A 15,928-nucleotide genomic window follows, 5' to 3' on the forward strand; every position below is an offset into this window, starting at 1 on the left:
CTTCTAAATTCGTATGCATATAATAGAACGTTTGTTTTGTTTTTTCTGCTATAAGCAACGAAAACTACCATTCTATTCTTTTTTTTCTTCCGCACCTAATTCTTTCGTATATGCACCTACTTCTAAATCAATTAATACCTTCTTACCTGGCTCAATTGTTTTTAAAATAAGCGGATAGGCTTCCATACGTTTTGCGAAATTTTGAATCGTAGTGCTCACTTCATAACCTTCATTCATATATAAAGTAAGATGATCTTCATTCGCATTCGTTGGAGAATAGCGAATCTCCGAAATAGATTTTAAAATAGCTGGTGTTAATTTTTCTAGTTCAGCGATTAACTCCTTCATTTTCTCTTCTTTAAAAGGTTCGAAAATCGGTGCTGCAACAGGAAGTTTTCCATTAGGTAGTACATCAAGTGTTTTTCCATTCTCTAATAACGGTTGTAATTTTCCCTCTTTATTTATATAACCAATCGTTAAATATTCTTCAATATGAACATCAATCTTGTTTGGAAAACGTTTTTTTACATTTACTGCTTTAATTTCTTTTCGCTTCGTTAAGTTTTCTTCAGCTTTATGTGCTGTCACTCGGAAATAACTTGTATCATATGTCACGCCTGAATCCTTCATTACTTGCTCATCCGTCATATAATGATTTCCAAACACACTAATCTTTTTTATATTACTAAGCGGAGACCGAAAATAAATTAAAAAGAGCACTAATAAAAATAAAATTGATATGTATAAAATCAATCGATGATTAACATTTTTTTTGTTTTTTTTCTTTTGATTTTTCAATTTTGGTACACGATCTTGTAGTTTAATCACTTTACTATTATTCATGTACGATCCCCCTATGTAACATAAAGAACGGCATGTTCCTCATGCCGTTCTTATCTTCTTATTATAACATAAATGATAATGAGCGGAACGAATAACCGTTATCTTCCAATGATTTCTACTTCTGTGTGCATATCTACATCAAATTTATCCTTAATTGTATGTTTTATTAATTCAATTAAGGACAATACATCTTGCGCTGAAGCTCCCCCGGTATTAACAATAAAATTGCCATGCATTTGAGAAATTTGAGCTCCACCAATCCTATAACCACGAAGCCCTGCTTTTTCTACTAAATCGCCTGCAAAATGTGGGATTGGATTCCGAAATATACTTCCTGCACACGGGTGATTCCATGGTTGCGTTTCACGGCGGTAATCTTTATTATTTTGCATGCTACGTACAATTTCTTCACGTTTTCCCGCCTGTAATTGAAACTCCGCCTCTAAAACAATACCAGGCCGTTTCGTTTGCAATACAGATGCCCGATAAGAAAACTCCAGTTCTTTATTCGTTAACCAGTCAATTGTACCGTCTTCAAACAGAATGAGAGCCTTCGATAATACACTCGATATATCCGATTTATGTGCACCTGCATTCATATATACTGCACCACCGACACTTCCTGGAATGCCGCTTGCAAACTCCAATCCAGCTAACCCTTGACGACTAAGTAAAGTTGACAATTTAATAAGAGAATATCCACTACCAACTCTTACCTTATGTTTTTCGACCTCTAAGTGATCTAATCCTTCTCCTAAACGAATAACAACACCTTCTATGCCTCGATCAGATACAAGAAGGTTTGAACCGCGCCCAATTACAGTCCACTTCGTTTTGTATTGCTTTACTAACTGTAATGTTTTTTCAATACCAGCTACATGCTTAGGCACAATTAAAATATCCGCTGGTCCACCTATTTTCATAGTTGTATAACGCGCTAACGACTCGTTAACTAAAACACGACCAACGTCTGCTTCTATAAGCTCATTTACTAATTGTTCCATAGACAATCTCCCCCATATTAAGTCTCCTTATGACAATAATATGCAGGGCGTTCACCTAACGTTATCCCTCTATTTACGGGCATTACAGCTCCTAAATCAAAATTCGGCGGTAACAAAGAAGTTAGGCGGTATCGGGATGCCAGTAAACATCCGATTAGTGAAAGGTAATAATCAACGAGAGAGAATCACTCCCCACTGATTAAAGCCTCACTTTATTTTTTTACAAGCTTATTCATTACTTCATACAGCTTATTTGCTGCATCTGGAATACCTAGTTTCTTAGCAGCTAGCTTCATATTTTGTAATGTTTGTGCATCCAATAAAATCTCATCAATATCACGAATAAGTGTTTCAGCTGTTAAATCTTTTTCAAGTAACATTTTTGCCGCTCCTTTATCAACAACTGAACGTGCATTCTTTTCCTGATGATTATTTGTTACGTACGGACTCGGTATTAACACACTTGGTTTTCCTAACGCTGTTAATTCTGCAAGTGTTGTTGCCCCAGCCCTTGAAACAACAAGGTCTACACCAGTTAGTACCTCTGGCATATTATGAATGAACGGCTTAATAATAACATTGTTCGGGTTCCCTTTTTGCTTCACGGCTTCCATCACTTTGTCATAATGTACTTCACCTGTTACATATAGTATTTCGTAGCTTTTGTTCCCAAACTGTTCAATTGCTTCAACGAAGGCATCGTTAATCGGTCTAGCCCCACGACTTCCACCAAATATAAGTACAGACTTTTTAGGAAGAGAAAGCCCAACTGAACGTTTCCCTTTCATTCCATTTTGATCCATTACCTCTGATGCTCGCGGATTACCTGTCATTACCACTTTTGACTCTGGAAAATGCTCTGTAGCTGCTTCAAAACAAACAGCAACTTTATCAACATAACGACTTAAAAATTTGTTCGTTACACCTGGTACACTATTTTGTTCATGTACAATAGTCGGAATACCTAATTTGGCTGCAGCGTATACAACTGGTCCACATACATATCCACCCGTTCCAATTACGATATCCGGATTAAAACGACGAATATATCGTTTACTATCCTGTACACCTTTTAGAAAACGCATTACTGTTTTCACATTATCTAATGATATTTTTCGTTTAAATCCGCTTATAACAATAGATTGAAATGGTATACCTGCTTTTGGAACGATTGTACTCTCTAGTCCATTTTCCGTACCAATATATAAAAATCTTGCTTCTGGATTTAACTTTTTTATTTCTCTAATTAAAGCAAGAGCTGGATAAATATGACCACCAGTACCCCCACCACTCACTAATACACGCACTACTAACTCCTCCGCTTCTCTTTTCTTATTTCCATTATATTTATTTCTATATACATATTGCATTTTTACACACATACGAAAAACCCTGTCTTATAAACAGGGTTTAGTAGCGAGAATGGCGACTTATATTTAATAATACACCTACTGCCATTAACATTAATGTCAAACTTGATCCACCATAACTTAAAAACGGCAAGGTAATACCCGTAACGGGCATCAGTCCTGTTACAACACCAACATTAATCATTACTTGAATCGCAATCATCGCCACAATACCTACTGCTAAAAACGTACCATATAAATCTGGCGCTCCTAATGCGATACGAATCCCGCGCCATAATAATAGACTAAATAATAATAACACAAATGAACCACCAATAAAACCTAATTCCTCGGATAAGATTGCAAATATAAAGTCAGTTTGTGGTTCAGGTAAATAAAGAAATTTTTGTCTACTTTGTCCAAGCCCAAGTCCAAATAATCCACCGGGTCCAATTGCGAGTAATGATTGGATAATTTGAAATCCACTTCCAAGCGGATCTGCCCACGGGTCTAAATATGATGTAATGCGCTTCATTCGATACGGTGCTGATGCGATTAACCCTACAAACCCTGCTACACCAAGCAAACCAAACATCGCAAAGTGAAAGACCCTCGCTCCCGAAATAAATATCATAATGATACATGTCCCAACCATTACCGTTCCTGTCCCAAGGTCTGGCTGTAACATAATCATCCCAAAAGCAAGAAACACAAAACTAAGAGCCGGTAATAAACCACGTTTAAAAGATGTAATCAATTTTTGCCGTTCCGCTAAAAACTTTGCCAAGAAAATAATCATCGCAAACTTCATAAATTCTGACGGTTGAATCGAAAATGCTCCGATCCCAATCCAACTTCGTGCTCCTCCTCGAACAAGACCTACTCCAGGAATAAGAACGAGAATAAGAAGAATGAAGCAAACTAGCAAAATTACTTTTGAATACGTACGCCACACCCAATAATCAATTTTCATAATAAAAAACATAGCTACTACACCAAGACCCGCAAACAGTAATTGTCTTTTGGCAAAAAAGAATGAGTCCCCCATTTTATAAGAGGCCCAAACTGCACTCGCACTATAAACCATAATCATTCCGATTGTCAACAATGAAAGTGTTACGATGATGAGAATAAAATCAGGCGTTTTCTTCATTACCCACAAACACCACCTCTTTAGGCAGAACCTTTTGCCCTATGTAACAAAACATCAGTAGGTGTTAGCCTACTGATGTTTTGATTTACTTTATATAAGTTTATGCACAGCTTGTATAAAAATGTCTCCTCTTTCTTCAAATGTTTTAAATTGATCCCAGCTTGCACACGCTGGAGAAAGAAGAACAACATCATCTTCTTTAGAATGAGCATAAGCTTTCACCACTGCTTCATCTAAAGTATCGACACTTTCAATTATATCTAATCCCGCTTTTTCTGCCGCTCTTACTAGTTTGGGAGCTGTTTGTCCAAATGTTACAATCGCTTTTACATTTTTGAAATACGGAATTAAATCATCGAATTCATTTCCGCGATCAAGCCCACCCGCTAGTAACACAATCGGTTGTGTAAACGCAGATAGTGCTTTCTCAGTCGCTAACATATTCGTTGCTTTTGAATCATTATAAAACTTACGGTTGTTAATCGTTGTTACATATTCTAAACGATGTTTTACACCAGTAAAACGTTTTAACACGACCGTAATTGCTTCATTAGAAGTACCTAATAATTTCGCAATACTCATCGCAGCTAAAATATTTTCTAGATTATGTTGACCAGGTAAAACGATATCACTTACTTCAACAACTTTTTCACCTTTGAAATAAAGAGCGTTATCTTTTATACACGCACCATCTTCAATTTCTTTCGTTGTCGAAAACAGGATTTTTTGACCTTTAGTATCCGCAGATAACTCCATCACATCTGCATCATCCGCATTTATTACACTATAATCGTTTTCTGTTTGGTTTTTAAAAACATTTGCTTTTGCTAAACCATATTCCTTCTTCGTCCCATGGTAATCTAAGTGGGCTTCAAATAAGTTTAAGAACGCTGCAATTTTAGGTTGGAACGATTCTACTCCCATCAATTGGAACGATGAAAGCTCTGTAACTACAACTTCATTTTCTTTTGCATCCTGTGCTACTTCACAAGCTACAGTTCCTATATTCCCTGCAATAACAGGATGCTTTTGCCCTTCTTTTAACATTTCAAATGTCAGCATTGTTGTCGTCGTTTTACCATTAGACCCTGTAATTCCAACAAATGGTGCTTTTGAAATACGATATGCTAATTCAACTTCCGTAACAATTGGAATTTCTTTTTCTTTCGCAGCAACTAATATTGGATTAGAATACGGGATTCCTGGATTTTTAACGACAAGAGAAATATTTCTCTCTAATAATTCTAAAGGATGGCCACCGCATACAACGTCCATTCCTTTTGCTTGTAATTCTGCAGCAAGTACATTGTCTGCTAAAGGCTTTCCGTCATTTACAATGACATTCGCCCCTAATTTTTGCAACAAAGTAGCTGCTGCATAACCACTCTTTGCAATGCCTAATACAAGAATATTTTTATTTTGAAATTCAGTTACAGTTTTCAATTACATCCACACCCCGATATAAATTCCTAACACAGCTAATAAAAATCCTACAGACCAAAACGTTACAACAACGCGCCATTCTGACCAACCACATAATTCATAATGGTGGTGTAATGGACTCATTTTAAAGACACGTTTTCCTGTTGTTTTAAACGAAATAACTTGAATAATAACAGATAAAGTTTCCATTACGAATACTCCACCAATAATTACAAGTAGTAATTCTTGTTTTAATAAAATTGCTACAGCTGCGATAGCTCCACCTAAAGCTAAGGAACCTGTATCCCCCATAAATACTTTTGCTGGATTCGCGTTGAATACTAAAAATCCCAGTACTGCTCCGACAACTGCCATACAGAATATCGCAACTCCAAATTGTTCTTGCGCTACTGCAATAATACTAAATGCTCCAAATGCAATAGCCGCTGTTCCTGATAATAAACCATCTAAACCATCAGTTAAGTTAACCGCATTCGAGCCACCGATTAGCATAAATAGCACAAGTACAAAATACGCCCAACCTAATTCAAACTTAACATCCGTACCTGGAATCATGATATATGTGTGAAATGCTTGCCCTTTTCCAATTAAAAAGAACGCAATAGCAATAACAAGCTGACCTACTAATTTTTGTTTTGATGTTAAACCAAGATTTCTCTTCTTAACTACCTTTATGTAGTCATCTAAAAATCCAATCAATCCATAACCAAATGTCACTAATAATAATAACGAAACCTCTGCACCTAAATGATTAAACTTAATCGCCATAATAAGTGAAGTGACCATCATAGATACATATATGACAATACCGCCCATTGTCGGTGTCCCTGATTTTTTTTGATGTGACTTTGGTCCCTCATCACGAATACTCTGTCCGAACTTTAATTTTCTTAAAAATGGAATAAACAATGGCGAAAGGGCAACAGAAATTAAGAATGCTACCCCAGCCGTTACTAATAAACCTTGCTCAAGCACATATAGTCCTCCTCTCACGTTGTTACTCTTCGTTGTTTAAACGCCCTGTAATTGCTTCTTTCGCAACTTCACGATCATCAAAATGATGAACTTCTTTACCAATAATTTGATACGTTTCATGACCCTTACCAGCAATAATAATGATATCATCTGCTTTCACATTAGCGATCGCATGGTGTATCGCTTCTTTTCTATCAATAATCACTTCATAATTATTCCCACTTGCACCCTGTACCATATCATCTAAAATAGCCGCTGGATCTTCACTTCTTGGATTATCTGATGTATAAATTGCATGAGTTGCATATTTTGTTGCAACACTTGCCATTATCGGTCTCTTTGTTCGATCCCTATCGCCGCCACAACCAACGATACAATACACATCACCTTTTGCAAATTGTTTTGCAGTTTTTAATACATTTTCTAAACTATCCGGCGTATGCGCGTAATCAACAATAACTGTATAATTTTGTCCGCCATCAACAACTTCAAAACGTCCTGGAACCCCAGCTAGTTCTTTTATAACAGCAATGATTGTTTGTAATTTCACACCCGAAACAAGTCCTGCTGCTGTTGCTGCAAGTACGTTATATACATTGAATTTACCTATTAATTTCATCGTAACATTTACACTTTCATACGGTGTGACAAGCGTAAATGTAGTCCCGCCACTCGTCATAACGATATTTTTTGCCATAATGTCACTTGTTGTATCAATACCATATGTTACAACTGTTGCTGCAGTACTTCTCATATACTCTTCTGTTACATTATCATCGCTATTCAGCACAGCGTACTTTTCACGATTATGATTATAACTATTGCCAAGCTGTGCAAATAGTAACCCTTTTGCATGTTTATATTCTTCCATCGTTTTATGATAATCTAAATGATCTTGTGTTAAATTCGTAAACACCGCTACATCGTAATCACATCCGTGTACACGACCAAGATCTAACGCATGTGACGAAACTTCCATTACCGTGCTGTCCACACCTTGTTCAACCATTTTTGAAAACGTCTGTTGAAGTGTTAGTGCATCTGGTGTTGTATTTTTCACCTCAAATGTTTCATCACCGATTTTCATATTAATCGTCCCAATTAGCCCTGTTTTATGACCATGTGCTCGCATAATCTCATCCATAATATGCGATGTTGTTGTCTTTCCATTTGTACCTGTAATTCCGATTAAATGTAACTTGTGTGTCGGTTGACCATAAAAATAATCAGCTAAAACCGCTAACGAACGAAAAGTATTTTTCACAAGTACAACTGGAACGTCAACATCAATTGGTCTTTCCGCAACAATAGCAGCCGCTCCTTGTGCCGCTGCTTGCTTAGCAAAATCATGGCTATCAACCGTATATCCTTTCATACATACAAATAAGCTTCCTTCTTTCACTTTACGTGAATCAGCTTCTATAGATGTGATTTCTGGATTTTCTTTTGGAACAACTGGAAAATCATGCAAACATGATAAAAGTGTATGCAACTTCATTTCACTAAACCCTCTCTACATTGTTTATTTATCTTTTTTTCAGTAAGCAACACATTACCTCCTATATAAGGAGGTAAGTGCTACTGGCCTATTTATGAATGAGACACTTATTGTCTCACATTAAGTAACTGTTCTATAAAGAACTCACTTCCACCAATTGTACCATAAAACGTACTATGTTACCTTTAATTCCCGAAGTAAATTCTAATTTTTGAGCCTTCTTTTACTTTAGCTCCCGCTTCTGGTGATTGCTTAATTACTTTCTCTCCATCTCCACTTATATCAAGCTGCAAATCGACGAGTTGTGTTTGTAAGTCTTTCTTTTTCATTCCAATTAAATTCGGAACTTCCACAGTTGGTGTATCGCCCCATTTATATTCTTTCTCAACTTGTTCTTTTCTCGGTTTCACTCCCATAACAGGAAGAGCATCTCGAAGGATATTCCCGACAATTGGAGCTGCTACCACTCCACCAAACTGTGTAACCCCTTTTGGATTATCCACAGCAACATACACAACAATCTCTGGATCATCCGCTGGAGCAAATCCGATAAAAGATACAATATAATTATTCTCTAAATATTTACCATCTTTCACCTTTTGAGCAGTACCCGTTTTTCCACCTACACGATATCCATCAATATAAGCTCCTTTACCAGAACCTTTCGCTACAACATTCTCTAATGCATAACGAACTTTTTCTGAAGTTTCCTTGGAAATAACTTTTCTTTTCTCAACAGGTGTCTTTTTACTAACAACTTGATTATTTTTTGGATCAATAAACTCCTTAGCTATATACGGCTGATACAATGTTCCACCATTTACAGCCGCCGCTACAGCTGCTACTTGTTGAATTGGTGTAACAGAAACCCCTTGGCCGAATGAAGTTGTTGCTTGCTCTACTGGACCAACTTTATCTAAATTAAATAAAATCCCACTGCCTTCACCTTGCAAGTCAATTCCAGTCTTCTGCCCAAAACCAAAATTACGAATGTATTTAAATAATCGGTCTTTACCAAGGCGATCACCAAGTTCAATAAATCCCGGGTTACATGAGTTTTGAACGACTTCTAAAAACGTTTGACTGCCATGACCTCCTGCTTTCCAGCATTTCAATCTAGCTCCACCGACTTCAGCTGCTCCATCATCATAAAACGTATCCTTCTCTAAGTCTACTAAATTTTCATTCAATGCTGCAGCTAATGTAATGATCTTAAATGTTGAACCAGGCTCATACGTACTCCACACAGGTAGATTTCTGTTATACACTTCTGGAGAGACACTTTGAAAATCCGCTGGATCAAAACTCGGCCGACTAGACATACCTAAAATTTCACCATTTTTAGGATTCATTGCAATCGCAATCATACCGTCTGGATTATAAGTTGACTCCGCAATATTCATTTCTCTTTCCATAATCCTTGTAATACGCGCATCGATTGTTAATCCTAAATTTAAACCAGCTTCTGGTTTTTTGAAATCATCACCAACATTAGGCATCCTTTGTCCTTTCGCATCTGCAAAAAAACGCACATGACCTTTGTCCCCATTTAGCTCCTTATCATAATATTTTTCTAGTCCCATAAGACCTTGGTTATCGCTACCTGCAAAACCTAATACATGTGATAAAAAATTCCCAAATGGGTAGTACCGGATAGAATCCTCTGCGATATACACGCCCTTCAAACTTAAGCCTCGTACCTCTTTCGCTTTGTCATGTGATATTTTCCTTCCGCCTTTATCTAACCTTACAATCGATTCTTTTTTTGTAATCCTCTTATAAATCTCATCTTTTTCCACACCTAATACTGCAGCTAACTTCTCTGCAGTCTCTGCTGGTTTTTCAATTTGCCTCGGTACAACAAAGACAGTTGGAGCACTTTTATTCGTGGCAAGTTCCACACCATTTCGGTCTAAAATTTTCCCACGTTCGGGTTCAAAAGTAATATTACGACTCCATGAATCTTTCGCACGATCCGTTAACATATTCCCAAGAAAAAATTGCACATATCCAAGACGAATATCGATAATAGTGAAGATAAGTATACCTGATATAAGTATAAAAATAAGTCGTTTTCTAACTGTTACATTTGATACACGCATATCGGAACAAGCCTCCCTTACGCCTAGCTTGTTCCAATATATGCTTGTACTTATTTAATTAGAACTTCTTCTCTTTTACCATTACGGCTTTTCTGCTTCTTGTTGTGGTTCGAGTGGCGGTACGAGTGTGACACCTAATTCTGTACCAGGTTGTAATAATGTTCCTTCCGCCACACTTTGTTCTGTTACGTATCCTGTACCAGAAGGCTTCAAGTTAAGCTGTAATGTCTTCGCTAAATTCATAACATCACGCAGTGCCCATCCTTGTATATTTGGCATTGTAGGCTTATCTCCTACCAAGAAGACTCGGTCGCCTTTCAATGTTTGTTCAGTCGCTTTTGGTACTTGTTGCTGTACTTTCCCTTCACCTAATACGATTGGACGAAGTTTTGCTTTATCAATTGCTTTCCCCGCTTCAGCCATCGTTTTACCAGTTACATCTGGAACAGTAGTTTGTTGCTCTTTCAGATGTTTTTTCGGATCTTTCACTTCATTTGGCTTAATCTTTAAATACTCTAAACTATTTTTTGTTACATATTTAAAAATATCAGCTAAAGGCTGTGCACCGTTCTCATCATCTTTTAATTTCGGCTGTTTTACAGCTACATAAACAACAAGTTGTGGGTCGTCCATTGGTGCCATACCTAAGAATGAGAATATATAATTCTGTCTTCCTGTCATATAGCCGCCTTTTCCATCCGGAATTTGCGCTGTACCTGTTTTACCACCAACTGAATATCCATCAATTTTATAAGCTGTCCCTGTACCTTTCGGAGATGTAACAACACGTTCTAATAACTGTCTTACTTGCGCTGCTGTTTCCTTTGTAACAGGTTTTCCTACTTCTTCTGGCTTATGTTCTAATTTTACTTTCCCTGTTATCGGATCTACAATTTTATCAATTGCATAAGGTTTCATCATTTTCCCATCATTTGCAATAGCTGTTGCAGCTTGTACAAGCTGAATTGGTGTTACAGTGGAACCTTGTCCAAAAGCTGTTGTCACTTGTTGTATTTGCTGATCAAATAAAATTGTATTCGATCCTTCACCTGATAAATCAATGTTCGTTTTTTCATCTAATCCAAAACTATGAATATATTTTCGGAAACGTTCTGGACCAAGTTTTTGATCTCCTAAAATTGCAAACGCTACGTTTGAAGAACGTTCTACCCCTTCATCAAACGTGATAGAGCCCCAACCAGCACCGCCGTTATGATCTTTTATTTTCCTATTTCCGACTTGATATGTCCCGGACTGATAATAATCTTGCCCTTTGTACACACCTTCATTAATAGCTGCCGCTAACGTGAAAATTTTCATTGTTGATCCAGGTTCAAATGCATTGGCAATTGCGTCATTGAAGAAATATTTAATTTGACGATCATTAGGGTCATAACTAGGTTTAGTAGACGTCGCTAATATTTTTCCAGTTTTCGGATCTGCAACAATCCCTATTAAACTTTCTGGTTCATATTGCTTACTTGCTGCTTTCATCGCGTCTTCTAAATAACTTTGGACACGGTGATCAATTGTTAAATACGCGTTATCTCCATTTTTAGGTGCCTTTACATTAACTTTTCCACCATCAAGAGACACACCTTTACGGTCACCTGTATATGCTACTTCTCCGTTAGAAGCACTTAAATATTTATCCAAGCTTTTCTCTATGCCAAATTGACCTACCGAGGTTCCATTCTCATTTGGTTTTGCATGACCTATAACGTAAGATGCGAAATCACCGTTTGGATACACCCTTGCATTTTCTGTAATAAAAGATATTCCCGGCAACTTCAACGCTTCTATTTGTTCCTTCTTTTCTTTCGTCAAATCCTTACCTAACGTTCCAAATTCGACTTGACTTCTACCTTCCTTATTTAAAGAAGCTAAAATATCCTCTTCGCCTTTTCCAAGTACTCCTGCAATTTTCTTTGCAGTATCTTCTTTATTCTCAACAGAGTTAGCACCTTTTAGGGCGGCTACTATTTTATAAGAGTTTGCGTCTTGCGCTAACACATGACCGTTTTGATCATAAATGGTTCCTCTGTTCGCTTCAAGAACTCCTGTTTTACTATGCTTTTGTTTAGCAAGTGCATCTAAATCTTGATTATGAACTGTTCCTGTTGATTGTATGTAAAAAAATCGGGCTAATAACAGCAAAAAGAGCAGGAGGAAAAATATCATAAAATAACCTGCTCCCTTATTGGTATGAAATTTAGTCATATTCTTCTTCATCGTTCCTTCACACCTATTGCCTTATTTGAGGCCTTTCACATTATTCGCATTAATTTCTAGCCCGTGTTTTTTTGCAACTTCAGCGATTCGTTCATAGCGACTTAACTTCTCTACTTCAGCTTGTAATTCTTGATTTTCTTTTTGCTGCTGTACAATTTTTTCTTCTATCGTCGCTGCTTCTACATTAACTTGATAAAGGCCTGCTTTATTTCCAATAAACGCGACACAGGCATACAATAAAAAGCCAATAAACGCTACATACAACAGTTTTTCGATTCTTGTAATTTTCGCTTTAACTTTCGGCTTAACCATCTGCTGTGGGGGCGTTTGAATTTGCACCTCTTCTTGCGCTTGTTGTTTGTACTTTACAGCTAAATTAGTCATACCTCTCTCTCCCTTTTATCGTTTTTCAGCGATTCTCAACTTCGCAGAACGCGCACGATTATTTTCTTCTAGCTCTATATCAGAAGGTAAAATCGGTTTTCTTGTAATAAGCTTTAATTTTGGCTTAAATTCATCAGGAATAATCGGTAATCCTGGCGGCAATTGTGGCGTTGTACTATTTCGCTTAAACGTTGTTTTACAAATACGATCTTCTAATGAATGGAATGTTATAACACTAACTCTTCCACCTGGCTTAACCATCTCAATAGCAGATTCCAATGCTTCTTCAAATACTTTTAATTCATCATTTACAGCTATACGAATTGCCTGAAACACTCGCTTAGCAGGATGCCCACCAGTTCTACGAGCAGGAGCCGGAATACCTTCTTTAATTAGCTCTACTAATTCTCCTGTCGTTTCAATAGCTTTATTCTCACGATAAGCTTCAATTTTTCTTGCAATTTGTTTTGAAAATTTCTCTTCACCGTATTGGAAGAAAATCCTTACAAGTTGTTCATATGACCAACTATTTACAACATCATATGCTGTTAATGGGGCATCTTGATCCATCCGCATATCTAACGGTGCATCATGATGATAACTAAAGCCTCGCTCTGGTGTATCTAATTGTGGGGATGAAACACCTAAATCAAATAAAATACCGTCTACTTCTGTTATACCTATTTCCTGCAGTTTTTCAGCTAAATAGCGGAAGTTACTCTTTACTGTTATAAACTGTTCACCGTATGAAGAGAACTTTTCTTTCGCGTTTTGAATCGCTATCTCATCTTGATCAAACGCTATTAATTTTCCACCTTCAGTTAATTGGGATAATAAATAAGAACTATGTCCTCCTCCCCCCAGTGTACAATCTACATATGTACCATCTGGCTTTATATCTAAGCCGTCTACTGTTTCCTTTAAAAGCACTGTTACGTGTTTAAACATTGTTGCACCTACTCTTTTTCCAATTAATTATGTTGAATGTATCCCTTCCTCTAAACACATCTTTCACGCTTAGAGAATGAAATAATACGAAAGAACGACTCATTTAACTTACCAATAAAGGCAACATACTATACAAATCGCTATTTTCTTTTATTATATACTAAATTTTATCATCTTTTGCGGGAATTTAAATAAAAAACTGTCGAAAAAGCGAATAATACGTTTACATTTTGTGCTATTTTGTCATATATTTAAGTATCCAACACAATTATCACATCTATTTTTTTGATTGATAATTCAGAAAAAAATCACTTCACAGTAAATTCAACGGAATAAAAATAAAATCCTGCTCCAAGGAGCAAGATTTTATAGTTTTATAACATGATGTTTTCCGTCCCAAGAAAAAGGGTTTTCCATTACACGATCAACGAAATCCAAACCAAACTGATTTAAATAATAACATACATTCCACACACGTTCTTGCGGCGCACCTAATGGACGAAGTGCGAATTGTATACGGCGAAATTTATTTAGCTGAACCTCATACTTTTTCTCAACATTTCTTTTCAACATTCTTTCCAGCAGTTCAATTTGTTCATTAATTTTCAATTCGTTTTTCCCTGCAAACGCACTTAACCCCGGCTCTATTTTCTTTACAAATTGCTGTAAAGATGTATGAATATCGGCAATTTCTTTTTTCGCCTTTTCAAAATGATTATCAATCGGTTCCTCTATTTGATTAGACAACCAGTTTTCACGCAGTTTATCGACATCATTTAAAAACGGATCACTTTCTCTCAATTGCAGATCGAATAAATCTGTCGCTATACATCTCTCCACATAAGTAATTGTAAGACGAGGAACGACAGGTGGCATTTGAAAACCGACAGTATGGAATACTTGTTGTAATTCACTCCAATAAGCTAATTCCCCTGGACCTCCAATAAATGCGAGCGTAGGAAATACATACTCTTGCATAAGAGGACGTGTTACAACATTATTACTAAAACGTGCCGGATTTCTCTCCATCTCTTCAATCAACTCTTCGTATGAAAATGAATGCGCCCCATCCTTTCCAACAAACTTACCTTGATGCTCTTCAAGCAATACTCGTTCATTATCTATTTCCATAAATATATGCACTGCATGAGACTTCGTTTCAATAATCGGTTTGTATCCTAGTTCTTTAATTACTTCCTGCTGATTACGAAGGCCCTCTTGTACCTCTTTATACTTACTTATAATTCGCTTAAAAAATGGAATTTCTAACTTTCTTAATTCAGGATGATGTGAATCAACAAGGATTAAACCAGAATTAGCAAAGATTTTCGTAATAAGATGAGCAAAGAAATCTACATACGTATTCGATTTTTCCAAAGCATCATCAACAAATTTTAATACATCCTTTGTAAAATTTGTTTCTGGATATGTTTTAAAAATCTCTTCAATCCAATTTCTACAATCTTCAACAGAAAGTTCAGACTCAGAAGCACTCGCCTTTTTCGGATTACGATCATAAAAAATAGTTTTTTTCATCTTTTTATTTTTCGCTAAAAAAGTATGGTTAATCTCATCCATATCATGGTCTTCACCCGCAATCCAGAAGACAGGGACAACTTTCACCCCTAAACTTTCTTCTTTTTCCTTTGCAAGCTTTAAAATTGAAATAACTTTATGAATTGTATAAAGCGGTCCAGTTAATAACCCCGCTTGTTGTCCAGCTATTACAACATATGTATTTTCATCTCCAAGCGCTTTTACATTTTGAAGTGTAGATTCTCCCGCTTGTAATTTTGTATTATATTCTAATAAATGCGCTACTACATCTTGGCGGAAAAACTCCCTTTCACGCAAATCATGTAAACGCTGTTTAAAAGCATCTTCTGTTAACATATAATCAAAACATGACTGTATCTCTTTTTTACCGTTCATATAGTCCGCTACAACACCTTGTTGCGGAACAGAGATTTCTTTTATCTCCATATAATTCTTCCTTT

At 36.6% G+C, this 15,928-nt stretch carries 12 protein-coding genes; all 12 read right to left on the bottom strand.

The genetic code is table 11. The annotated features are described in order from the left end of the window. Positions 1–72: 72 nt before the first annotated feature. Positions 73–843, bottom strand: coding sequence for a cell division protein DivIB (divIB, locus tag DOS87_RS21760; protein ID WP_001065791.1), 771 nt, complete (start codon positions 841–843; stop codon positions 73–75). A 98-nt stretch (positions 844–941) separates the two neighbouring features. Continuing rightward, positions 942–1,847: a UDP-N-acetylmuramate dehydrogenase gene (gene murB, locus DOS87_RS21765; protein WP_000437031.1), complete on the bottom strand. Its 906-nt coding sequence runs from the start codon at positions 1,845–1,847 to the stop codon at positions 942–944. 212 nt (positions 1,848–2,059) lie between these two features. Then, a complete protein-coding gene (gene murG / locus DOS87_RS21770) occupies positions 2,060–3,154 on the bottom strand; it encodes an undecaprenyldiphospho-muramoylpentapeptide beta-N-acetylglucosaminyltransferase (RefSeq protein WP_014894899.1) in 1,095 nt (364 codons plus the stop codon). Between the two features lie 103 nt (positions 3,155–3,257). Then, on the bottom strand, positions 3,258–4,349 hold the full coding sequence (spoVE, locus tag DOS87_RS21775; protein WP_000753521.1) for a stage V sporulation protein E: 1,092 nt from the start codon (positions 4,347–4,349) through the stop codon (positions 3,258–3,260). A 90-nt stretch (positions 4,350–4,439) separates the two neighbouring features. Continuing rightward, positions 4,440–5,792, bottom strand: coding sequence for a UDP-N-acetylmuramoyl-L-alanine--D-glutamate ligase (gene murD, locus DOS87_RS21780; protein ID WP_000860096.1), 1,353 nt, complete (start codon positions 5,790–5,792; stop codon positions 4,440–4,442). Next, positions 5,793–6,767 (bottom strand): phospho-N-acetylmuramoyl-pentapeptide-transferase, encoded by a 975-nt coding sequence (gene mraY, locus DOS87_RS21785; RefSeq protein WP_000893058.1) that lies wholly within the window; start codon positions 6,765–6,767, stop codon positions 5,793–5,795. A gap of 22 nt (positions 6,768–6,789) precedes the next feature. Further along, positions 6,790–8,265, bottom strand: coding sequence for a UDP-N-acetylmuramoyl-L-alanyl-D-glutamate--2,6-diaminopimelate ligase (gene murE / locus DOS87_RS21790; protein WP_000766291.1), 1,476 nt, complete (start codon positions 8,263–8,265; stop codon positions 6,790–6,792). 185 nt (positions 8,266–8,450) lie between these two features. Further along, complete coding sequence (locus DOS87_RS21795) at positions 8,451–10,367, bottom strand: stage V sporulation protein D (RefSeq protein WP_001266235.1); 1,917 nt, start codon at positions 10,365–10,367, stop codon at positions 8,451–8,453. Positions 10,368–10,448: 81 nt separating this feature from the next. Further along, positions 10,449–12,548 (bottom strand): penicillin-binding protein, encoded by a 2,100-nt coding sequence (locus DOS87_RS21800; protein ID WP_002082273.1) that lies wholly within the window; start codon positions 12,546–12,548, stop codon positions 10,449–10,451. A gap of 72 nt (positions 12,549–12,620) precedes the next feature. Next, positions 12,621–12,983: a cell division protein FtsL gene (gene ftsL / locus DOS87_RS21805; RefSeq protein WP_000182806.1), complete on the bottom strand. Its 363-nt coding sequence runs from the start codon at positions 12,981–12,983 to the stop codon at positions 12,621–12,623. A gap of 15 nt (positions 12,984–12,998) precedes the next feature. After that, the gene (gene rsmH / locus DOS87_RS21810; RefSeq protein ID WP_000472508.1) at positions 12,999–13,931 is read right to left on the bottom strand and encodes a 16S rRNA (cytosine(1402)-N(4))-methyltransferase RsmH; all 933 of its coding nucleotides are present in this window, start codon (positions 13,929–13,931) and stop codon (positions 12,999–13,001) included. Positions 13,932–14,297: 366 nt separating this feature from the next. Then, a complete protein-coding gene (bshC, locus tag DOS87_RS21815; RefSeq protein ID WP_000403044.1) occupies positions 14,298–15,914 on the bottom strand; it encodes a bacillithiol biosynthesis cysteine-adding enzyme BshC in 1,617 nt (538 codons plus the stop codon). Between the last annotated feature and the right edge of the window lie 14 nt (positions 15,915–15,928).

The organism is Bacillus sp. CR71 (assembly GCF_003429245.1).
GTDB lineage: Bacteria > Bacillota > Bacilli > Bacillales > Bacillaceae_G > Bacillus_A > Bacillus_A thuringiensis_S.

Coding starts and splice junctions, on each gene's coding strand:
- divIB (WP_001065791.1), bottom strand. CDS start 843: ATGAATAATAGTAAAGTGATTAAACTACAAGATCGTGTACCAAAATTG.
- murB (WP_000437031.1), bottom strand. CDS start 1,847: ATGGAACAATTAGTAAATGAGCTTATAGAAGCAGACGTTGGTCGTGTT.
- spoVE (WP_000753521.1), bottom strand. CDS start 4,349: ATGAAGAAAACGCCTGATTTTATTCTCATCATCGTAACACTTTCATTG.
- murE (WP_000766291.1), bottom strand. CDS start 8,265: ATGAAGTTGCATACACTTTTATCATGTTTGCATGATTTTCCAGTTGTT.
- DOS87_RS21795 (WP_001266235.1), bottom strand. CDS start 10,367: ATGCGTGTATCAAATGTAACAGTTAGAAAACGACTTATTTTTATACTT.
- DOS87_RS21800 (WP_002082273.1), bottom strand. CDS start 12,548: ATGATATTTTTCCTCCTGCTCTTTTTGCTGTTATTAGCCCGATTTTTT.
- ftsL (WP_000182806.1), bottom strand. CDS start 12,983: ATGACTAATTTAGCTGTAAAGTACAAACAACAAGCGCAAGAAGAGGTG.
- rsmH (WP_000472508.1), bottom strand. CDS start 13,931: ATGTTTAAACACGTAACAGTGCTTTTAAAGGAAACAGTAGACGGCTTA.
- bshC (WP_000403044.1), bottom strand. CDS start 15,914: ATGGAGATAAAAGAAATCTCTGTTCCGCAACAAGGTGTTGTAGCGGAC.